The sequence below is a fragment of the Corynebacterium glutamicum ATCC 13032 genome, assembly GCF_000011325.1.
Classification (GTDB): domain Bacteria; phylum Actinomycetota; class Actinomycetes; order Mycobacteriales; family Mycobacteriaceae; genus Corynebacterium; species Corynebacterium glutamicum.
In genome coordinates this window covers 831,068-852,402 of record NC_003450.3, presented here as the reverse complement: position 1 = coordinate 852,402, position 21,335 = coordinate 831,068, and the positions used below count along the sequence as shown (strand labels likewise).

Genomic DNA, 21,335 nt, shown 5'->3' with positions numbered 1-21,335 from the left:
GCGCATTACTTAGGGGTCAGTGTGGGATCGATCCCCTACTGAGCTGCCTTCTCGAACATATCTGCCATGCCGTTGAGGATCTCGGTGTAGGTGATGATGTTTTCGTTGGTGTAGGTATCTGCAGGTGCGTAGTAAACGTATCCGTCGGTGACAGCCTTGACGTTTGCCAGTGCTTCATTGTCGGAGACGATCTGCTCTGCTGGAACGTAATCAGCTTCGTTGCGGGTGCTGGTGCCACCATCGCGGTCCATGACCAGGATCAGGTCTGGGTTTGCAGCTGCGATTGCTTCGACGTTAATGTCGTCGCCCTCGTGGTCGGAGGACGCGTTGCCAACCTCGAGTGCTGGGGTGAGTCCAACCAGGTCGAAGATTGGGCCGTAGGTGCGTCCAACGGAAGGAGCGATGTAGCCAATGTTTCCGCCGGAAACGTTAACTGCCATGACGGTCTGGTCGGAGATTGCTGCGTATGCGGTCTTAGCGCGCTCAAGTGCGGACTCGAAATCAGCAACGATCTTTGCAGCATCTTCTTCTTCGCCGAAGATCTCACCGAGGGTTTCAGCCTGGCGGATAAGCTCCTGGTCAAGTGGCTCGCCATCGCGTGGGTCTAGCTCAACAACGGTTGCGTCAGGGTTCAGGGCAATGATGTCATCGTAGTACTGAGCGAAGCGCTGGCCGTTGATGATCAGGGAAGGCTGTGCAGCAGCAAGTGCTTCCAGGTCTGGCTCGCGGTGGGAGCCAAGGTTAGCGACGCCGCCCTCTTCGGTGTAGCCCGTAACGGTAAATGGAACCAGCTGAAGTGGAGCTGCAACGAGCTCTACACCCCAGCGATCAAGCAGTTCGAATGCGCGGTTGTCGGTCGCAGCGACGCCCTCGATTGGCAGGGAGATCCCTTCGGTGCCGTGGTTGTCTTCGATAGTCAGGGTGCTAGCTGCAGCGGTTGACTCTGCAGCGGAAGAAGACTCGGAAGAGGTGCTGTCGGTGGAAGAGCAGCCAACGAGCGCCAGGGCAGCAACAGTTGCGATTGAAACTAGCTTGAATCGGTTTTTCACCATGTCGTCCTTTGAAAGTCTATAAAAATAATCCACCAAAACTGCCAGAGTATTCCCAGAGTTTTAGTGAGGTTAGGTTACCTAAAGATGAAAGTTAACACAGCTAGTTAACCAAGCCAAACCTTTGCGACTTAAGACACATATTTTCGTTGCATACGCGCAGGTCTTAGCTAACCCTGTCACCCCTGCATAAATTTATGAAGGGCATTACGCTTTCTGTAGCGAAAACCTGTCTAATTTGGCACTTTCTGTATAGCTAGCCTGTGAACTTCGGCGCACAGCACAAGAAATCAAGCCAAAAGACTTAAGATTAATCGTCAGTCAACAAACGTTTTCCCACCCGGAGGTCTCCCCGTGTCTACCGAAATCCACAACGCCCCACCCAAGGCCCCAACTTGGCTTGGCTGGGTGCTCATGATCGGCGGAATAATCGGCCTCATTTTGTCGGTGATCATCATGGCCGAAAAACTTGCCATCCTCGAGGATCCCGGTCACATCACCAGCTGCGATTTCAATGCAGTCCTAGCTTGTGGCGATGTCATGCGTTCCGGCCAAGCTAACGCGTTCGGCATCCCGAATCCGCTCATCGGCATCGCCGGTTTCGCCGCTGTCGCCATCATCGGCGCCGGCATCCTCGCGGGCGGCGGGTTCCGCGGTTGGTTCTGGTTCGGCGCCCAGGCCGGACTCACTTTTGCCATGATGTTCTGCCACTGGCTCGCCTACCAATCCATGTCCGTCATCCGCGCGCTCTGCCCTTACTGCATGGGCGTGTGGACCGTATCGATCATCATGTTCGTGCTGGTCACTGCATGGAATGTGAAAACTTTCAGCGGCTCCGACAGCACGTTCGTCAACGCACTGTACAAATACAAGTGGGTCATCGCGATCGTCTGGCTGCTGCTCATCGCAGCCGCAGCTGTGTGGTCATTCCGCTACATGTTCTAGGCATTTAAGGCTTTCAGGCCGGCGCAACCTTTGCGGTTGTGCCGGTCTTTTTTGCTTGCCGACGCCCACCCCCACGTCTAAGTTTTCCCCTATTTACACACACCTGACCGAAGCTGTAAGGTTTGCCTAATCTTTTTCAATCTAAAGTCAGGATATTCACAGCCCATGTCATCTCGCAGAAAACTCTCCTCCGCACTGATCGTGCTTCTCGCAGCAGCACTACCTCTTACTGCTTGTTCCTCCAGCTCAGAAGAGGAAGCATCCACCAGCTCTGCGACTCGCGAATTCACAGACGCTCACGGAACAACCGAAGTTCCCGAAAATCCTCAGCGCGTCGTTGTCCTCGAGCCACTTGAGCTAGACACCGCAATCGCCCTCGGAATCACCCCAGTGGGTGCAGCTGTCGCCAACAACGTCACTGGTATTCCTGCATATCTCGGCGTCGATGGAATCGAGCCTGTCGGCACCGTTTCTGAGCCAAATATCGAAGCGATCGCTGCTCTCGAGCCCGACCTGATCCTGGGCACCGATTCCCGCCACGCCGAAATCTACGACCGCCTCGAATCCATCGCCCCAACCGTGTTCATGACAACCCATGTTGATCCGTGGAAAGACAATGTCGTCTTCATCGGCGATGCATTGGGCAAGAAGCAGGAATCCGAGGATCTCATCCAAGGCTTTAATGACAAGTGCGAAGAGATCAAGTCCGAGCATGATGTCGAAGGTAAGACCGTCAACATGATTCGTCCCCGCGACGAGCAAACCATGAGCCTATACGGCCCGACCTCATTTGCCGGCAGCTCTTTGGAGTGCGCAGGACTCACCATTCCTGATCAGGAATGGAAGGATGACCTCCAGGCCGACATCGCTCCTGAGAACTTCATGCTCGCCACCGCCGACTACGTCTTTGTCACCGCAACTGATGTCACCGATGAAAATGAGCTCCCCGAAGTAATCCGAGAAAACCGCGAACAGTTCCCATCACTCACCCTTGTCGATACCAGCTACTGGGTATCTGGCGTCGGTCCACTTGGCGGCAGCAAAGTCTTGGAAGACATCGATGCCTTCCTCGACGCACAGCAATAATGTCCACAGCTCTCCCCGATCAGCTCAAGTGGGAATACAGTGCCTTCCCCGTGCAGATCTCGCAGAAGCAACGGCTTAGTCCCGGCTTCATGCGGATCACCGTCACTGGTGACAAGCTCCGATTCTTTGGCCAGTGGGGTTTGGACCAACGCATCAAACTGATCATTCCAAGCCCGGCTGGGAACATCCCAGATTTCGGAATTCTCGACGAACCCACTCCCCCACCGACAACGTGGCTTCCTCGTGCTAAGTCTTTTCCAGCGGACCAACGACCGATCTTGCGCACCTACACCCCATCTGCGGTCCGACCCGAACTATGCGAAGTAGACATTGATATCTATCTTCACAACCCTTCGGGACCAGTATCCAGATGGGCAAAGAACTGCAGTGTTGACGATGAACTAATCATCACCGGCCCTGACGTACGCGCAGGAGAAACCGGCTACGGAATCACCTATCATCCGACTTCTGCGATCGATCGCCTCTGTCTCATCGGCGATTGTGCATCAGCTCCCGCGATCGCAAATATCGTCAATCAATCAAAAGTACCTACTACGGTTTTCCTCCACGTAGACAGCCTAGAAGATGATGTATTGATCGCCGATAGCTCCACCAAGCTCACTTTCGAAGACATCGACGCTTACAAAGCAAAGGTCTTCCAATGGGCTTCAGCCAATGCAGCAGATCCTTCAGTACACTTCTGGATCGCCGGTGAAACTAGCATGGTGCGCTTCATTCGCAAAGAACTAATCAACAGCTACCGAGTTGATTCCTCACGAATCACTTTCCTCGGCTACTGGAAATACGGCCGACGAACCGTAGACTAGCTTTCAGATTCAGACCCCAGAACGCCAAAACCCTCTTCAACAAAAGTTGAAGAGGGTTTTGGAATCTTAGTAGCGGGGGCAGGATTCGAACCTACGACCTCTGGGTTATGAGCCCAGCGAGCTACCGAGCTGCTCCACCCCGCGACGCTATGTATTGCTACATATGTTGAAACAACATGCTTTCGCTGTTTGCTTCGATGATCACTGTACACCCATTATTATTTTTTACCAATTATTGGCGAATTCCCAGTGGAAAACCGAGGTTCCGGGTTCAATTCCCACAGCTCCGCAACACAACTAGCATGGATAGTAGCCACATTCTCTTCAAGATAATCGCTAAGAAAACCTGTCTCTACGACGGACACCTAGCCGTTTGATGCTCACCGAGCAACTTTTTCGGCACCAGGTAGGGATAGACAGGGCGCTTCAGTCGGCGCACAATGCGACAATTCGAGCCAATCCGAACTTAGAGATCGAGTCCGACGATACGGTCGTAGAATTCCAAACAGATCTGTTCCAGCTGCTCGAAGATGCCAGCGGTGATCCACTCGTCCCGGCGGGTGCGCAAGGTGGTGGCCGAGCATGTCGTGTCGGCGATCTTGGCATAGGAGGCGCCGAGGACGAGGACCTGGATGAGCTTGTCGAAGATGATCCGGTCCGGGATGCGTGGGCGGTGGCACCGAAGTGGGTGGGTGTCGGTCACGGGTGGGATCAGCGCGGCGAACTGGCACCAGAGGGGGTCGATGATAGAGGATGGAAGGGCAAGCACGAGTGCTCCTGAGTGGTGTACGTTTTCTTGGTCGAATCCGTATCTACCAGGCCTCGTGCCTGCTCTTGTTCACCACCCCACCGTGGCCCCCTGTATCTTCCTATCCGCGCAATCTCTTACCCGCCTTTCCTTCTACCCCATGGTGCATTAGACCACAAGATATCCTGATTTTGACCAAATCTTGCTGGCGAATGTACGCATAGGAAGACATTTTCCCCTTTTATGAGAGTGAAAAACAAAGAAACCCCACACCAGATGGTGTGGGGAACTTCGTTTCGGTGGAGCTGCCGGGAATTGAACCCGGGTCCTACGTCACCTCGCCAGGGCTTCTCCGTGCGCAGTTCGCGCAAAGATCTCTGCTTGGCCCTCCGGCTAGGACGAACACTTCCGGATGATGAGCCCAGTCAACGGTAAAAGTCCTGTTCAACCCCGCTGACGCGATTGAACAGCAAGTCCCTTAGTCGATGCCAGGATCTAGGTCAGGGACTTCCCTAGGCTGACAGACACGCGGTCGCTTGCTTATGCAGCGAGGGCGTAGTCGCGCTGAGACTTCTCGGCGCTTATTGGTTTGCTGCGACGCTTACGGTGGTCTCCAGCCTTCACCGGCACGCTTCCCCTGGCTAAATCAACGTAGTCGAAACCATGTCAGCCCCATTGATTCTTACTGATTCCTGTGGTGGGCTCGTGCGAGTTCCACAAGATGGTTCATCATAACTTAAGTTTGCAACTATTTGCAAGGAGTTATTTCTTTAGCCACTTGGCTAGAACAATGGCGTGGTTGTGGTCGCGGTCGGCAGCACCGTAGAGGAGGGTTACGGGGTGGCGGGAGGTGGCGTCGACAAGCGTCTCTAGGTCTTTGTCGTTGCTGGCGTTGAGCTCTTCGGTGTAACGGGTGCTGAATTCGGAGAATTTAGCTGGGTCGTGGCCGAACCATTTTCGGAGTTCGGTTGTGGGGGCGACGCTTTTGAGCCAGAGGTCTGGCTCAAGGTCGTCTTTTTTCACACCGCGTGGCCAGAGCCGATCCACCAAAATGGTGGTTCCGTAGGTTTTTTCACCTTTGAGGACGTCGTGGACTTTTGCGATGTGAATACTCATTTACGCGTTGATTCCCTTAATGCGACGGCCGAGCTCACGGGTGACTTCGCGTTCTTCGGTGCGACGCTTGATATCTTGGCGCTTGTCGTAATCCTGCTTACCTTGTGCGAGTCCGAGTTCGAGTTTGACGCGACCGTTTTTGAGGTAAAGCTTGAGCGGAACCAACGTGCGGTTGCCGTCGCGGACTTTACCCATCAGGGAATCAATCTCGTTGCGGTGCAGCAAAAGTTTGCGGGTGCGCTTGGGCGTGTGGTTTGTCCAGGAGCCCATGGAATACTGCGGGATGTGGAGATGCTGAAGCCAGATTTCTCCGTTATCAATGGTGGCAAAGGAATCCACGAGGGATACCTTACCTTCGCGCAGTGATTTGATTTCGGTGCCTAAGAGCACCACGCCCGCCTCCCACGTATCAATGATGTGGTAGTCATGGCGGGCCTTGCGATTGGTCGCGAGAACTGAGTTGTTTTCGTCGACTTTCTTTTTCTTCTTGGCCATAGTCTTTCTAAGTCTACGGCAAGGAGTTCAATAGTCTTATTTCCTCACGTAGAAGCGCAGGGTGAGTTGTGCGATAATGCCGGCGATCACCACGCCAATGCCGGAAATTATCGGTGCGACCAGCCAAATATCTGTGGTGGTAACTGGTGCGATGAGCTGGGAATCGTAGAGTCCGCGGAGTGCTTTATCAATGACGAGTTCTTTACCCAAGAAGAGCGCGCCGACGGCGAAAACCGCACCAATGAGGGTGGATAGAATCGCTTCGAAGACGAATGGTCCCTGAGTGTAGAACCGCGATGCGCCGACGATGCGCATGATTTCAGTTTCTTCACGACGATTGAATGCAGCGATTTGCACCATGTTGGCAATCAGGAAGATCGATGCCAAAACTTGCACAGCCGCGATGAGGAAGGTGGCGTTGCGGATGGAGTCAAGGTTTTCGGTTGCTCCGCGCAGATCATCCACCTGGTCGATCACGTTGCTTACTTGAGGAAGATCGCGGACCGGATCGAGAATCTCAACGGCAAGTGGATCTTCAAGTCGGACGTGGAACGCTGCTGGCAATGCGTCGGGAGAGGTTTCAGCGACGAGAACTGGGTCAGTATCTTTGAAAACTTCTACGAATCGTTCGTAGGAGGCCTCGCGGGAACGGTAGGTGATGGAATCGATGCCGTCGAGTCCTTCTAAGACATCACGAACTTCGGTGCAGGACTCCGCGGTGCATTCGGGATCGTTGGCAGAGGTGTCCTCATCGAGTTGGATCATCACTTCGACGCGATCCAGGTAGATGTCCTTGGTGCGGTCGGTCATGTTGGTCACCAAAAATCCAGTGGCAAGAAGTGCCAAGGAAATAGAGGTGGTGATGATGAGCGCGATGGTCATGGTGACGTTGCGGCCCATGCCGCGAACAGCTTCACGCAGTACATATCCAAAAGCCATGTGAAGTACTCCCCTATCGCATTTCGCCGTAGACGCCGTGGGCATCATCGCGGACTAGTTTGCCCAATTGCAGTTCGATTACTCGCCTGCGCATGTCGTCGACAGTTCGGGCGTTGTGGGTGGACATGACCACCGTGGTGCCGAGGCGATTGATGCGGTTGAGCAAAATCATGATCTCATCGGAGGTATCGGGGTCGAGGTTGCCGGTTGGTTCATCAGCAAGCAAGACGAGTGGGCGGTTCACGAAAGCTCGGGCGATGGCCACGCGCTGCTGCTCACCACCGGATAGTTCGTTGGGCATGCGGTTGGCTTTTCCGGCAAGGCCAACCATTTCCAGAGTTTCGGGGACAAGTTCTTGAATCTTGTCCTTCTTCTTCCCGATGACCTCCAATGCGAATGCGACGTTGTCGTAGACATTCTTGTTTTTTAAGAGTCGGAAATCTTGGAACACATATCCGATGCGTTGGCGCAGTTTGTTTACTTGCGTGCCGCGAAGTTTGTTCACCTGAAAATCAGCCAGTGTCAGCGATCCGGAGCTGACGTTTTCCTCCCGCGTCATCAGGCGCAGGAAGGTTGATTTTCCGGAGCCGGATGGGCCGATGAGGAACACGAACTCGCCTTTTTCAATGTGTAGGGACACATTGTCTAATGCAGGGCGGGTTGATGTCTTGTAGTTCTTGGTGACGTTCTCGAAGGTGATCACGGGTCACACTTTAGCGAAACTCCTGTGGCTAAAGAAACGGAAGTGACTACCCTGAGTGCTCAGAGGAGAACTCAACGACAAATAACCGGTAATTCTTAAGAAATCGCCAGATTCTGCCAGAAAACCAACCTTTATTCCGCCGACTGGCTCTCAGCCATTCGCCAGCGAATACCTGCTTCCAAAAGGCCATCGATATCGCCGTCAAGGACTTTTTGCGGATCGTTGACTTCAAAGTTGGTGCGCAGATCCTTCACCATTTGATAAGGGTGCAGCACGTAGGAACGCATTTGGTTACCCCAGGATGCATTGCCTCCAGCTCCGAGGGCATCCATTTCGGCGCGTTCTTCCTGGCGTTTACGCTCAAGCAGTTTTGCCTGGAGAACACGCATCGCGGATGCCTTGTTTTGGATCTGTGATTTCTCGTTTTGGCAGGTCACCACGATGCCGGTTGGGATGTGGGTCAGGCGCACGGCAGAGTCGGTGGTGTTCACGGACTGACCACCTGGGCCGGAGGAGCGGTAGACATCGACGCGAACATCGGCATCAGGGATGTCGATGGAGTCCACTTTTTCCACCACGGGAAGAACTTCTACCTCGGCGAAGGAGGTTTGGCGCCTGCCCTGGTTATCAAAAGGACTGATGCGCACGAGGCGGTGTGCGCCTTGCTCCACGGAGAGCTGGCCGTACATGTAGTCGCCGTGGACCACGAAGGTGGCGGATTTGATGCCGGCTTCTTCGGCGTAGGAAATATCGTAAATATCTACTTTGTGGCCGTTCTTTTCCGCCCAGCGGGTGTACATGCGCATGAGCATTTCAGCCCAGTCCGCAGCATCGACACCACCGGCACCGGATCGAATATTGATCACTGCCTCGCGAGCATCATATTCACCCGACAGCATGGTCTTTACTTCCAACGCATCGATCAGAGAACGCAGATCGGCGAGTTCTTCTTCCGCGATGGAGGTATCGCCGTCTTCTTCCTCTGCGAGTTCCACCATGATGGGCAGATCTTCGATGCGCTGGCGCAGATCGGTAATTTTGCGCAGCTCCGCCTGGACGTGGGACAGCTCAGAGGTGACTTGCTGTGCATGGTCAGGGTCATCCCACAGAGACGGGTCAGCTGCTTGAGCTTCAAGTTCTCTGACTCGGTCAGACATCTCTTGCGGGTTCAGCACTTTTTCAATGGTTGTCAGCGTGCTGTCTAGCTCGGAGAGTTCTGCAGAAAATTCGGGACGCATGATTGCACATATTACCCGCACCGATTGTGATTCTTAGAACGCCACCTTATTCAGCACACTTGGCCGACGGCATGCACAATGGAAGGCATGACTAATCCAGAGCAGACACATCCCGCTGCAAGCCTCGAAGACATGATCAAAACCATCACAAAGACCTTCGTGATTGCTCACGATCAGGATTCTGATGAGCATCTTGCGCAGGCACTGGTGTACAACGCTGGACGTTTGGCATGGCGCATGCGCGAAAACGGTGTGGATACGGATTACAAGACTTCTGTGTCTGATGTGGTCACGGATGCCGATCGTGCGGCCGAGGCCTTCGTCGCAGGCGTTCTTGAAGCGTTGCGGCCTGAGGACGGCGTGCTTGGCGAGGAAGGCGCGGACCGGGCGTCGAAAAGCGGAAAAACCTGGGTCATCGACCCGGTTGATGGCACCTACAACTTCACCCAGGGCTCAGATTATTGGTGCTCGGCGCTCGCGCTGGTCGAGGGCGATCCATCCGCGCCATCGCGCGTGCTTTTCGGCGCCGTACACCGCCCAGCCATGGGTTATACGTGGTTCGGTGGCCCGGGAATCCGCACCACGCTCGACGGCAAGGAGCTAGATTTGCTTGTCGACGCCCCCCTCAATCAAATCTCCCTGGCCACCTACATCCACCCGTCACGCATCGCGGAACCTGATATTCAAAAGGCGTGGATGAGCGTTGCCACCCACCCTGCAACGCTGCGCATGTTCGGCGCCGGCTCCATCGATTTGGCCAACATCGCCGACGGCAGCATCGGCGCATGGGTGCAGCACAGCGTCGCAGATTGGGACTGGCTACCCGGCCGCGCACTCATCGAAGGCGTCGGCGGAGCATGCATCAAAGTGACCGCCGGCGGCGTCGAATGGTCCGTTGCAGGAAACGCGGAAGCAGTTAGTGAGATCTCCGAAACTTTAAGCGCACTAGACTAACAACACATGAGCAAATATGCAGACGATTTAGCCTTAGCCCTCGAACTTGCCGAACTTGCCGATTCCATCACCCTCGACCGCTTCGAAGCCTCTGACCTGGAAGTATCCTCCAAGCCAGACATGACTCCCGTCAGCGATGCCGACCTGGCGACCGAAGAAGCACTCCGTGAGAAAATCGCCACCGCCCGCCCCGCCGACTCCATCCTCGGTGAAGAATTCGGTGGCGACGTAGAATTCAGCGGCCGCCAGTGGATCATCGACCCCATCGACGGCACCAAAAACTACGTCCGCGGCGTCCCCGTATGGGCAACCCTGATCGCGCTGCTCGACAACGGCAAACCCGTCGCAGGTGTCATCTCCGCACCCGCACTGGCTAGGCGTTGGTGGGCATCCGAAGGGGCCGGCGCATGGCGCACCTTCAACGGCAGCTCCCCACGCAAACTGTCCGTGTCCCAGGTGTCCAAGCTTGACGACGCCTCCCTCTCCTTCTCCTCCCTCTCCGGCTGGGCCGAACGAGATTTGCGCGATCAGTTCGTCTCCCTAACTGATACCACCTGGCGACTCCGCGGCTACGGCGACTTCTTCTCCTACTGCCTCGTCGCCGAAGGTGCCGTCGATATCGCCGCTGAACCAGAAGTCAGCCTCTGGGATCTTGCTCCCCTGTCCATCCTGGTCACCGAAGCCGGAGGAAAGTTCACCTCACTGGCTGGCGTCGATGGACCACACGGTGGCGATGCAGTAGCCACCAACGGCATCCTGCACGATGAGACGCTGGATCGTTTAAAATAGACTCCCGGGTTTTGCTTGGTTTTCCGGATACCGTCCTATTTGACCGACGTCTGGGGTGGGGTGGATCTTTCGGCCACCTGGTCGAATTTTCCTCAACCCCACTACCCAGAAAGTACAAAGAGCACAGGAGCCGTTTTATAAGGATCAAATTTCTCAGAGAGGTATAATTGAAGCATTTCAGCCTCTTATATACGATCCTGAGAGGACCCTGATTCTAGAGTTCCAGATAGTAATTGCAGGCTGACTGTCATATCTGACCAAAACCGACCCCGCCAATCCGAGTCTTGGCCTCCAACGTATATTTCGGCTCCGAATATGTCTGAACATCCCAATAATATCGACAATACGATATATTTTTTATGCATGCCTCTCGAAAATAATTCGAATCTTCAAAAGATTGAAGGTTACGTCTCAAAAATCACCAAAAAAACGGCAACAAAGTCACTAACGATTCCTTAAGTTCTGGGGCGTGCGACACCAAAATGGAACGCTGGAAGAGCTAGTAAAAGAACCGCGTCTAGTTAAAAGCCCATCAAAACTCAATTCATTTGCGACTTCAGTAATAGGTGACGTCACTAAATCAATTAACCTAAAAGGGCGTCAATCACCTGTTTGAAGTAGTGATTCCTAGATCTATAAATAACTGGAAAGAACGCAGAGCTGAAAAAAAGACGCACAGAAGCTACACACATAGCTACATCGTCAGCACCAAAGCCGGAACAAGAACTACAGCAACCGACGACACTCAACGAGCGCGACCTCCAAGACATGATTGATATGTGCACCACTCCTCGACAAGAGATCATGATCCGCGAGCAATTTAAGGAGATCAACAACGGTAGGGTTGTACCTCATTACGATCAGCTTGAACAGCTCGCAGAGATTTTTTCAACTAAAGACTCAATCGACATGGTCAACGAGATACTCAATCGCGATACGGATTTTCTCAGTAATGAAGGCACAATTTTTATGGAATACATTTTCAACGGTGGATTCCATACGGACAACGGCTATCAACCGTTGTCCTATGCATATGTTGAACGAGGCTTAGCGATCCGCCCTCCACGCATAGTGCTCTAGATATGACACAAATCGGTATTCACGCAGACAACACCCCGTACTGCATAAATTCAGTACGGGGTGTTGTTTTCAGGATTGAAAAAGACTTACGCGACACTAAACTACATCGCTACTCTCATCAACAAGGGTGTGCTGCACTGGTGAAAATCCTCAATAGTCTGCAAGATGAGAAGTCCTTTAATCGCAACCATGTCTATCTCAAGGCCACATGGTTGGACCACGATTGAGATCGCTCCGTCACTTGCACGCGTCAATCCAACCTGACCTTCAACGTCAGCAGTGATCCACACGCTACTTGCGACAATGAAGAAAAGTACTCTCGTCAACTATTCGTGAGCTTTCAAGGGTACCTACATAGATTTGATCTGTCCTCAACCCCTGAACATCCCTAACATACGCTGACACCTGTGAGGTTTGAGTACTCTCACCCTCGACATGCGCATTAACGATGATGAGTGCATCAGGATCTGTTGGCAGGCCGTCACCTGCTATAATTGCCCAGCTCGGGTCTAAGTTTTCAGGATCTACTATGAAAGGATCAGTACGACCGTCGGGATCACTCAATTGAAGATACACCGGGTTTGCTTGGGGTGGTTGATCCTGTGGCATTGGGCCGGCCATGTCTACTGTATCAATAGGCAACCCACATGGTTGTACACGAACAATGAGATCACCTGCTTCAGATACTGAAAAACCAGCGCGCCCTTTGACATTAATGTCTCCCAAATAATTGCCGCATCCTGAAACAGTCAGGCCGCAGATTACTAAGGCTGCCAAAGTCTTGATTCGTCGTTCCTTCATCATAACTCCGTCTTCGTTGCACCCATCAGCAAAGAAAGGTACAGCGTTGTTTGGCTTTCACCCTGGTAGATAAGATCCACTTCTAGCTCAAAATAGCATCTGATAACTACGAAAGTGCTATCAGGGATGCAGAGAGGTCTAAGCTTTATTAGCTCATACACTAGGCACATCGTGAGATGGACTATCGCAACAGGTTGTAGATCTCTGAATTCAGCATGAATCAATTGTCTTTCGATGCCATTATCGCGTGAGGTTTCCGGCTCAGAAAGCGGTGGTTCAAGCTGCCTCGGAATTACGCTCCACGAAACCCTCAAGCCCCGGAGCTACCCACCCTACGGGGAGTGACCACAGGTGAGACAGTTCAGGTCTAAATGATGTGCGCTCCTCTTCGAGCACAAGCGCAGCAAAGTCTTCTTCGAGTGTTGCACTCATAAGAGATTGACCTGGAAAAACAAAAGAAATTTCACCAGGCGTGGAAAGAGCCGTCACAAACACCAGATGCACCAATTGCCCTTTATATATTTCTTCACGAGCAACATCAGCCTTGTTAATATCTTCCCATTCAAGAAAATGGTTCTTCAGCTTCCTACCCTTCAGAAGCTTTTCAATATAATCAAGTCCATCTGAGCCATCTAATAAACCTACGCAGCATTCATAGCTTGAATCCTGCTCAGAAAGGAACAAGAGAATCAGCTTGTCGGAATACATGCCGCAATTCTCCTATTCCATTCCTTATGTTAACTACGGTCTATCGTACACGGAAGATAAGCGTAGTTAGTTGCTGACTGACCGAAATACGGCTGACCTTCATAAGTCACCTGAAAATATGAAGTACCCCAAAATAATGTATTCTTCTCCCCGCTGCAACCCGCCTCTAAATTGGTTTGCACAACAGAATTCCTATTACCGAAGAATTGTTGTGCATATGCTGCTTGAGCCCATCGTCCCCAATAGTCGTAGTAAATCCATCCATACCCCACTACATCTGAGACAGTTCCAGGAAGGTCGCAATCCATCCTAGCCTTAAACCCAATCTTTGGAACCCTAATCCCGACTCCGTCACTCTTCGTTCTCACATGAATGTTAGCGGATTGCGATTGACATTGAATCGAATCTTTCTTGGCGTTAAGTGAATTCGCCTCTACACGAGAATTTGACAATCCGTTCTCAAAATACTCTATTGCTTCCTCAAGATTAGCAAAGGGTAAAAACTCAATAAAAGCCTCAAGAGGATTGGGGTATAGGTTAGCTGCAAGTTCGCCTTTTTCGAATACCTGATTAGCCATGTTTTCTGTATACTTTTCTGGATCGCCGATAGGGTAACCGAATTCCCCACTCTCAGCTCCTTCTTCTCTCCAGATACTGTATATATTCCCTAATATAGGGTGAGCTCCGTGTTGCGGATGCCAGTAGACAACTCCGTTCTGGAAAACAGAAAATCTACCCACACCGTCAGCTGTCACAGCCTCATCCGCAATGGGAAAACCAAGGTCACTATCAGGACCACCCAATTCAAGCCATTTATCCAAGATCAGCCCATTAATACTGGCCACCTGGAAACCGTCCAATACCGGACTGCGATACACTCGCCCACCTTGGAAGGTTTGCACCCACCCACTCAACTCACCATCAATCGGATTAGACCCAGACACAGGGACTTCACCACCAGTGGGATACCCCATCCACCCAGACTCCCAACCGTTACGCTCCCAGACTTGTGCACTGTAATTATTAACCGCGTGCGCACCAGTAGAAGGATGCCAATAGATAAACCCATTCATAAACCGCTGACGATATCCCTGACCATCAGGGTTAAGCGCTTGGCCTTCAGTAAGCAACAACATCCACCCAAACTGGGCACCCTGCTGGATATAGCGCTCTAAGATAGCACCACAAACTTGATAAGGTGACGGCCAAAATGTCTGACACGCTGCAGCAGCGGCTAGTCCTCTCGCCTGGGGTTGGGACTGTTGCTGTGCAATAGCTATCTCAGCTTCATCAGCAGCTGCTTTATCAATCGTTGAGGGTAACTCGACCTTATCTGACCACATCTCACCAGGAATAAGTTCATCATTAGGTGCACCAGAGTCTTGGGCTTGACGGATAGCCTCATGAATCTCGGCGACTTCTTGCTCGGTGTAGCCACCAACCCCATCAACAACAGGTGGGGTATCACCGTCGTGATGGAACTGTTGGACATAGGACTCTTGCTGCTCAGGTGTAACCACCTGAAGCGCTTGCCCCTGTGCCACAGGCGCTATACCACCTGTGACAAGGAGCGCTGCGGCGATGATACCTGCAGCTTGAGAAAACAGTTTCATTCACATAACCCTTTCGTTACTAGTTGATGTGAATGATCTGACCCTAACCTGAAAACACTATAAGTTCTTTGCATAAAATTGTTTTACGTGTATTTTTACCCCCGTTCCGGGCATGGCACATATCACGCGAGAAAGGTAACTTTTGGCTACTGACTTTTTAGCCCTTGTGTGCTGGATGCTTGAATGGAGATTTTCCTGTAGCGAAGTAGAATTGTGCTCCCCTGCTTCAGCTTTTGAACTTCTCTACATTGGATGACATCAGCTAAGCGAGTGCGGACATACTTCAGAAGCAAATGGTTTCTTCATTTCCAGCTATGAACTCCAGCTAGGTGCAGTCTTTGATTGCTCGTGCAGGAAAATCACGCATAAGTTCCAGAACACAGATCACGAATGGCGTTGCGTCATAGCGACGTGATCATCGTATGCAGCACCAAAATATCTAGCGCAATATAGGCTGTCACACCGGCCACAATCTCGGCTTCTGCGAAAAGCCAAAGTAACGGACACGTCCATCAGCGCCGACTCACGTATCTACAAGGTGCCAATTAAATAGTAATTAAAAGTCTTGCGATGCCCCCGTACTTATTTGTCAGATCTTGCATATTTCCCGCACTAGCAGAATCTCATCAACATAAAAATACCGTTCCATCAGTAAAAAACTTCAACTGATGAATCGGTGACCCACAATTCAAAACCAAAGATTACACACAGCGCTAAACGCCAAAGAAAATCTTCATGATCTTTTTTAACAGCCTCTAATGTCAAGAGATACACATCAAGTTTGAGCAATCAAAGCATCCACCACCAATGTCAATACCCTTGAGAACGTCCTTACGCCTCGCTTTTACTCATATGGTCCCACTGTGCTCGAGTGAAATCCCCGTAACCCAAAGACCTGAACCACACTAGCTTTTGAAGACAACACTGGAAGATTCCACCTGACCTCTTTATGGCCAGCAACCAATTTAGTCAAGCGCACAGACTCGGCAGTACGAATACGACGATGTTCCTCACTGTTAAATCTCTCAAACCAATGAGTCCAATCGTGTTCGATCCGTAATCAACCCCCTAGGACGATCTGGACCACAGTGGTACCCGGACGATGATCAGCAATATAACAAGCACGTTGGTAGTCCTTCACAGAGTCCCACGCAACAGTCTTGAAACCCACTACTTCAAAACCATCAATAAAATCAACAACTACAAATTCTTGCAATGACATCCGTTGAAAATCGTAATCCAGAGAAATCTACGGTGAATGTGATCCTTTGACGAAGTCAACACGGTTGTGAGAGCACGACAGCTCACGAAACGAAGGAAAACTATGATAAGGATTATTAATTTTACCTATGTGTGAAAGCACGGCGTGGCGAAACCACACCCGCTCTTCTAAACTCCCACGCTTTATATTTTTGGGGGTTTCAACCCACCTTTAGCGCACACACCACCCTTTTCGATAACTCGACCTTCGCTATCCTCCACCTTCATATGAAGGTGAGATATTGGCGCTAGTTGTGAAATTCAGCAAATCATCTTGAAGATGCTTGATCTCCCACACCGTCCGGTCACCTGTCAGCGCACCACGCGAATCACGAAATACATCAGCAATGCCACAACACTCAAGAGCCTCAATGTTAGATTCCCTGGTAATGAAACCATCAGTAGTAACACTAAGAATCTCAATCTCATTTGAGATAGCCAAAAGCAAGGCACGAACCAAGCTTGTAGTCATGGCAGCATGATAAGGACTAGTAACCGCAGAACCACCAATAGACTCCATAGTCTCCTCGAAAGCATTCCAGCCTGAACGAGGAGCAACATCTTGAGAGAGCTTCCCATAACCAGCATTCGTCGCAATCTTAATCGTGAGCTCTTCCAAAGACCCTCTACCGAAAATCTCTTTAGCAGCAGATCGATCAATTACCATTTGCCGAAGCGCAGACCGTAAAGACATCGAGGGCTGACCATACGAGTGAGACCTTCCAGCGAATACCCCATCTGACATGTCACACGAGCACCCAGCTTCAGAGCCAGGTAGAGCTCCAGACCAGCACACCACGCACCAGAGAACCCTTCAAAATCAGCATCACCCATCCCTTCACCTTGAGAAGCACCTACCCCCTCACTAGTACGCGGATAAATGATCGACTGCTCAACCTTCACCGGTAAACACGGCTCAACCCCTTGAGGAAACTCCCAACCCACAAAAGCAACCAAAGGCGTAACACAGCCCAAAGAGAAGTCATCCAACGTAAGCTCACGTGCCCTAATGACGGAACTAATAACACCAGATTCAAAATCCACATCGAAAATTGAAGCCATCGCCGATGGATCCGCGTTCAAAAAGTGCCCGGCAAGAACTAAACGAAGCTTAGATTTAAACAAGCGATCCAAGCTCTTTTTTCGGCTCCGACACAGAGTCAATGGAGACCAAAGACTCCCCGAAAAAAGCGGCTCTTGGTCTAATACGCAAGTTTTTCATAACTCCACCACCCAGATAAAAGGCAGGACCCTCGAACAAGGGGAAAGATTCCAAGCGAACCGTCCTCTCCAGGCTTCTAACTCTCGGTCACCTGGTTCGATTTATGGAAATAGCCCAAATCTTCCGCATCCAAACTCACTTAGTCATCAAAAAATCCGCCGTTCCTTGTGTGGAACGGCGGATTTTCTAAATTCTATCCAGCAGTTGGCTGAAAACCTCGACCGGGAAGATCCTGCGAATCCAAATCAGTTAGGACAGTATCCATGTTCACTGACAGCGTTGGCATGAAGAAAGGTCCCTGCAACGGAGTGGCGCATGCCAGGTTGTAATCAGGAATTACACCACCAGATACAAGACCAACCACACGACCATCTGCAATCAGCGGAGCACCCGAATCACCACGACCCGCACACACCTGAGACATCGTCATGCGCTCATCAGCAGTCCACACCAAACCACAGGTGTAGCCAGTAGCAACTCCGTTTTTGCATACTTCTTGGCCATTAGTCACGCCACCGCCGACAGCATTCGCGGTGACACCGTTGTAGGTATTGCTCAACTCTGCATTGGAACCGAACTCGATCACGGAGTAGTCAGCGTTAGGCGCGTTGTACACCACTGTTCCGGTATCGCCGACCCAGAAGGAGTCAGCCGAACGGACTGCATCGCCCGATTTTCCACAGTGACCTGCAGTGATACCGATCTTGCGCCCATCTGCATCAGTTCCAGTCACCGCAAGCGTGCACATGGAATTTCCGTTGAGATAGATCGGGGTACCGGGCCCATACAGGGATTTACCCTGTTCCTCTACAATCCTGGATTCTTCAGGAACTGCTGGCGCATCAAACCATGATCCAGGAACTCGGTGCAGCACCTCTCCTAGAGTTGCACCCATCACCTGGGATTGCAGATCGGTACGGATTTCATAGTTGGGCAGTGCCTTTTGAACTTCCTGCTCCACAACCTGAAGACTTTGCTCGACTACCTGGCCGCCAGAGGTTGGAACCTTATCGGCATACGGTGAAAGCGCTGCATCAATTTGGGAGTTTGCCTGATCATCAAAAAGTTCTGCTGCACTTCGGTCAAGACTCACGCCAAACTGCGACAACTGAGCATTCGCTTGATCTACGATCGCTGTCGTATTCACCCATTCCGATGCCGGAGCCTCAGCTGCGTTGGCCGAAGGTGACATGATGCTCACCCCCGCAACCAAAACAGATGTTGCAAAAATGGCGCGGCGTGAGACCGGTCTGCGCATAGATATCTTTAGTTCACTTTCATAACAGCAAAAGGGCAATGCACTACATAATGCCACGCTCTAGGTAACTTTTGCTTGCTAAAATTCGAAGTGTGACCTAGGTAATTCTGACTGGGAGAAATTTCACTTCATTTTCCGAAATACGCTCAAAGGCTACGTTAGGAAAGGGCTGTGAAATACCGAATATTTTCATACATTAAGGCTTTTGAACTGGGGAAACTCCATCTTTTAGATACACGCCCGCCTCGAAATGCCAAAGTAGCCCCATTTCTCATAATCCCCCATTTAGGGGTAATGATTTATTGGTGTCATGTCCACATTCAGAAGCAGATTAGCTCCTCCGCCTGCACCGCAACACCAAGATATGTATTCCCACACGTGTTATCCTCAAGAAAACAATGAGAAGGACTCCTCATGGATTCAAGTCTAGGCAGTGTTGTACTGATGCTATTTTCGGTAGTCCTTATAGCAGTTGTCTGCATTTCAATGACACGCATGGCAGCACAGGCGAAATTAGATAGGCATAGCTCGGCAGGAATTCGCTCCCGCCACACTCAAGCTTCCAACGCTGCTTGGAAAGAGGGACACTCCGCTGCATTGCCACTTATTTATACGATTGGATGGGTCGCAGCGATAACGACCCCAATTGCAATTGCTACCGAACTAGCTCTCGGTACTCCCTGGGGTATTCTCTCTGACTTGGCCGGAATGCTGTGCGAGGTTGCTGTCTTGCTCTTAGCCACGAGAGTCGCTAACAACGCGGCCCGATCAGTCATATAGATAGGAATGAAAAAATCCCCCCAACCGAAGTTGAGGGGATTTTTAACTTAGTAGCGGGGGCAGGATTCGAACCTACGACCTCTGGGTTATGAGCCCAGCGAGCTACCGAGCTGCTCCACCCCGCGACGCGATGATCATAAAACCATCTAATCTTTTGCAATGATTGCTTTCGCGCTCTGTGCAACGAGTAGAAACTATACAGAGCGCTACCGAAAACATCAAATCGCCAGTTCAGCGTGTTTTCTCACCAGGTCCAGCCAGGCTTGGTGGATGCGGTAATCGCCGGTTTCTTCGGGATGGAAAGACAGCGCGATGATGTTGCCTTGGCGTACACCAACCACCTCCCCACCGTTGAGAGCAGCGATCGCTTCTACCGTAGGACCAAAAGCAGTGACGATGGGAGCTCGGATAAACGAGGCCTGCACTCCGGGGAATGTTGCACCGTCGAAGGAAACATCCACGGTGGTGTCGAAGGATTCGCGTTGGGCGCCAAATGCGTTTCGACGCACCACCACGTCCACTACCGCCAAGGTTTGTTGTCCCCTTGCTGGGTTGTCGAGGTGTTTCGCCAGATAGATCAGGCCAGCGCAGGTAGCGAAAACGGGTAGGCCGTCGCGAATGAGATTCGCTAGAGGTTCTACCACGTCGAATGTCCGAGCCAGTTTGTCCAACACGGTGGATTCCCCGCCGGGGATGACGATGCCTTCGAGACCATCAAGGTCCTTTGGCACACGTACTTTTCGGGTCGTCGCTCCGAGAGCTTCCAAGGCGGTGAGGTGTTCTTCCACCCCGCCCTGGAGAGCTAAAACTCCAACGATCACCAGCCGCGCTCGGCGAGTCGGTGTGGTGCTGGGACGTCGGATACGTTGATGCCCACCATGGCTTCACCCAGGCCGCGGGATACGTCGGCAATGACGGAGGGGTCGTCGAAAAGCGTTGCAGCCTTGACGATCGCTGCGGCGCGGGCGGCTGGATTGCCGGATTTGAAGATGCCGGAGCCGACAAAGACGCCTTCGGCGCCCATTTGGCGCACGAGTGCAGCGTCGGCTGGGGTTGCGACGCCACCTGCAACGAAGGTGACCACAGGGAGCTTGCCGGTGGAGGCGACTTCGCGGACCAGGTCGTATGGTGCCTGGAATTCCTTGGCGGCGACGAAGAGTTCATCCTCATCCAGGGAGCGCAGGCGATTGATGTCGCCGCGGATGGTGCGCAGGTGACGGACAGCTTCAGAGACATCGCCGGTGCCGGCTTCGCCCTTGGAACGGATCATTGCAGCGCCTTCGGTGATGCGTCGCAAAGCTTCGCCGAGGTTGGTCGCGCCACAGACGAAAGGAACGTCGAACTTCCACTTGTTGATGTGGTGCGTGTAGTCGGCAGGGCTGAGAACTTCGGACTCGTCGATGAAATCAACACCGAGAGCTTCCAGAACCTGAGCTTCCACGAAGTGACCGATGCGAGCTTTCGCCATGACCGGGATGGAGACCGCATTGACGATTCCTTCGATCAGGTCAGGATCACTCATGCGAGCAACGCCGCCCTGAGAACGGATATCGGCGGGAACGCGCTCGAGTGCCATAACTGCGCTGGCACCTGCATCTTCGGCGATGCGCGCTTGTTCAGGGGTGACCACATCCATGATCACACCACCCTTGAGCATGTCGGCAAGGCCGCGCTTCACACGAGTGGTTGCTTGGTAAGTTTCTTGAGTTTCGGTCATGACAGAT

Annotated in this window: 22 protein-coding genes, 2 tRNA genes, 1 other RNA gene and 1 pseudogene; 7 read left to right on the top strand and 19 right to left on the bottom strand. The window is 52.0% G+C overall.

The features are described 5' to 3' along the window. Window positions 1–35: 35 nt before the first annotated feature. A complete protein-coding gene (locus CGL_RS04060) occupies window positions 36–1,052 on the bottom strand; it encodes a siderophore ABC transporter substrate-binding protein (RefSeq protein WP_011013905.1) in 1,017 nt (338 codons plus the stop codon). A 351-nt stretch (window positions 1,053–1,403) separates the two neighbouring features. On the opposite strand from CGL_RS04060, the gene CGL_RS04055 reads away from it, so the two are divergent. The 3 genes from CGL_RS04055 to CGL_RS04045 all read left to right on the top strand — a co-directional run bounded on the left by CGL_RS04055 (window position 1,404) and on the right by CGL_RS04045 (window position 3,907). Beyond that, window positions 1,404–1,994, top strand: a complete 591-nt coding sequence (locus CGL_RS04055; RefSeq protein ID WP_011013904.1) for a vitamin K epoxide reductase family protein — start codon at window positions 1,404–1,406, stop codon at window positions 1,992–1,994. Between the two features lie 165 nt (window positions 1,995–2,159). Further along, on the top strand, window positions 2,160–3,080 hold the full coding sequence (locus CGL_RS04050) for an iron-siderophore ABC transporter substrate-binding protein (protein WP_011013903.1): 921 nt from the start codon (window positions 2,160–2,162) through the stop codon (window positions 3,078–3,080). Next, window positions 3,080–3,907: a siderophore-interacting protein gene (locus CGL_RS04045; protein WP_011013902.1), complete on the top strand. Its 828-nt coding sequence runs from the start codon at window positions 3,080–3,082 to the stop codon at window positions 3,905–3,907. Before CGL_RS04050 ends, CGL_RS04045 begins: the two co-directional genes overlap by 1 nt. Window positions 3,908–3,977: 70 nt before the next feature. Here the strand turns inward: CGL_RS04045 and CGL_RS04040 are convergent. The 8 genes and pseudogenes from CGL_RS04040 to prfB form a co-directional block, all read right to left on the bottom strand. Beyond that, window positions 3,978–4,051 (bottom strand) — tRNA-Met (locus tag CGL_RS04040). A 325-nt stretch (window positions 4,052–4,376) separates the two neighbouring features. Further along, a pseudogene (locus CGL_RS04035) lies at window positions 4,377–4,676 on the bottom strand (transposase); the annotation flags it as partial. 276 nt (window positions 4,677–4,952) lie between these two features. Next, window positions 4,953–5,329, bottom strand: a transfer-messenger RNA (tmRNA) gene (gene ssrA / locus CGL_RS04030). A gap of 88 nt (window positions 5,330–5,417) precedes the next feature. Further along, complete coding sequence (locus CGL_RS04025) at window positions 5,418–5,771, bottom strand: DUF488 domain-containing protein (RefSeq protein ID WP_011013900.1); 354 nt, start codon at window positions 5,769–5,771, stop codon at window positions 5,418–5,420. Then, window positions 5,772–6,266: an SsrA-binding protein SmpB gene (gene smpB / locus CGL_RS04020; RefSeq protein ID WP_003858084.1), complete on the bottom strand. Its 495-nt coding sequence runs from the start codon at window positions 6,264–6,266 to the stop codon at window positions 5,772–5,774. It abuts the gene before it with no gap. Between the two features lie 36 nt (window positions 6,267–6,302). Continuing rightward, the gene (gene ftsX, locus CGL_RS04015; RefSeq protein WP_003858086.1) at window positions 6,303–7,205 is read right to left on the bottom strand and encodes a permease-like cell division protein FtsX; all 903 of its coding nucleotides are present in this window, start codon (window positions 7,203–7,205) and stop codon (window positions 6,303–6,305) included. A gap of 13 nt (window positions 7,206–7,218) precedes the next feature. Next, on the bottom strand, window positions 7,219–7,908 hold the full coding sequence (ftsE, locus tag CGL_RS04010) for a cell division ATP-binding protein FtsE (protein ID WP_003858089.1): 690 nt from the start codon (window positions 7,906–7,908) through the stop codon (window positions 7,219–7,221). Between the two features lie 131 nt (window positions 7,909–8,039). Then, window positions 8,040–9,146, bottom strand: coding sequence for a peptide chain release factor 2 (prfB, locus tag CGL_RS04005; protein ID WP_003863507.1), 1,107 nt, complete (start codon window positions 9,144–9,146; stop codon window positions 8,040–8,042). Between the two features lie 78 nt (window positions 9,147–9,224). Here prfB and CGL_RS04000 point away from each other — a divergent pair, with 78 nt between their 5' ends. From CGL_RS04000 to CGL_RS15520, 3 genes are all read left to right on the top strand, one after another. Beyond that, window positions 9,225–10,100 (top strand): inositol monophosphatase family protein, encoded by an 876-nt coding sequence (locus CGL_RS04000; protein ID WP_011013899.1) that lies wholly within the window; start codon window positions 9,225–9,227, stop codon window positions 10,098–10,100. 6 nt (window positions 10,101–10,106) lie between these two features. After that, the gene (hisN, locus tag CGL_RS03995; protein ID WP_011013898.1) at window positions 10,107–10,889 is read left to right on the top strand and encodes a histidinol-phosphatase; all 783 of its coding nucleotides are present in this window, start codon (window positions 10,107–10,109) and stop codon (window positions 10,887–10,889) included. Window positions 10,890–11,693: 804 nt separating this feature from the next. Further along, complete coding sequence (locus CGL_RS15520; RefSeq protein ID WP_172769599.1) at window positions 11,694–11,969, top strand: hypothetical protein; 276 nt, start codon at window positions 11,694–11,696, stop codon at window positions 11,967–11,969. 291 nt (window positions 11,970–12,260) lie between these two features. Here the strand turns inward: CGL_RS15520 and CGL_RS03980 are convergent, their stop codons facing one another. The 7 genes from CGL_RS03980 to CGL_RS03950 all read right to left on the bottom strand — a co-directional run bounded on the left by CGL_RS03980 (window position 12,261) and on the right by CGL_RS03950 (window position 18,831). Beyond that, window positions 12,261–12,773, bottom strand: a complete 513-nt coding sequence (locus tag CGL_RS03980) for a hypothetical protein (RefSeq protein ID WP_011013896.1) — start codon at window positions 12,771–12,773, stop codon at window positions 12,261–12,263. Between the two features lie 273 nt (window positions 12,774–13,046). After that, a complete protein-coding gene (locus tag CGL_RS03975) occupies window positions 13,047–13,478 on the bottom strand; it encodes a hypothetical protein (protein WP_003858105.1) in 432 nt (143 codons plus the stop codon). Window positions 13,479–13,507: 29 nt separating this feature from the next. Further along, the gene (locus tag CGL_RS03970; RefSeq protein WP_011013894.1) at window positions 13,508–15,091 is read right to left on the bottom strand and encodes an LGFP repeat-containing protein; all 1,584 of its coding nucleotides are present in this window, start codon (window positions 15,089–15,091) and stop codon (window positions 13,508–13,510) included. Window positions 15,092–16,151: 1,060 nt separating this feature from the next. Further along, entirely contained in the window at window positions 16,152–16,313 is a 162-nt protein-coding gene (locus tag CGL_RS03965; protein ID WP_011265622.1) for a hypothetical protein, read from the bottom strand. 249 nt (window positions 16,314–16,562) lie between these two features. Further along, complete coding sequence (locus CGL_RS03960) at window positions 16,563–17,018, bottom strand: hypothetical protein (RefSeq protein ID WP_011265621.1); 456 nt, start codon at window positions 17,016–17,018, stop codon at window positions 16,563–16,565. Beyond that, complete coding sequence (locus CGL_RS03955; protein ID WP_011013892.1) at window positions 17,012–17,476, bottom strand: hypothetical protein; 465 nt, start codon at window positions 17,474–17,476, stop codon at window positions 17,012–17,014. The genes CGL_RS03960 and CGL_RS03955 overlap by 7 nt, the downstream gene beginning before the upstream one ends. Before the next feature lie 290 nt (window positions 17,477–17,766). Further along, entirely contained in the window at window positions 17,767–18,831 is a 1,065-nt protein-coding gene (locus CGL_RS03950; RefSeq protein ID WP_011013891.1) for a S1 family peptidase, read from the bottom strand. Between the two features lie 414 nt (window positions 18,832–19,245). On the opposite strand from CGL_RS03950, the gene CGL_RS03945 reads away from it, so the two are divergent. Further along, window positions 19,246–19,611 (top strand): SdpI family protein, encoded by a 366-nt coding sequence (locus CGL_RS03945; RefSeq protein WP_011013890.1) that lies wholly within the window; start codon window positions 19,246–19,248, stop codon window positions 19,609–19,611. Window positions 19,612–19,662: 51 nt separating this feature from the next. Here the strand turns inward: CGL_RS03945 and CGL_RS03940 are convergent. From CGL_RS03940 to pdxS, 3 genes are all read right to left on the bottom strand, one after another. Then, window positions 19,663–19,736: transfer RNA gene (locus CGL_RS03940), tRNA-Met, on the bottom strand. Between the two features lie 93 nt (window positions 19,737–19,829). After that, the gene (gene pdxT, locus CGL_RS03935) at window positions 19,830–20,432 is read right to left on the bottom strand and encodes a pyridoxal 5'-phosphate synthase glutaminase subunit PdxT (RefSeq protein ID WP_011013889.1); all 603 of its coding nucleotides are present in this window, start codon (window positions 20,430–20,432) and stop codon (window positions 19,830–19,832) included. Next, a complete protein-coding gene (gene pdxS, locus CGL_RS03930) occupies window positions 20,429–21,328 on the bottom strand; it encodes a pyridoxal 5'-phosphate synthase lyase subunit PdxS (protein WP_003858119.1) in 900 nt (299 codons plus the stop codon). Before pdxS ends, pdxT begins: the two co-directional genes overlap by 4 nt. Between the last annotated feature and the right edge of the window lie 7 nt (window positions 21,329–21,335).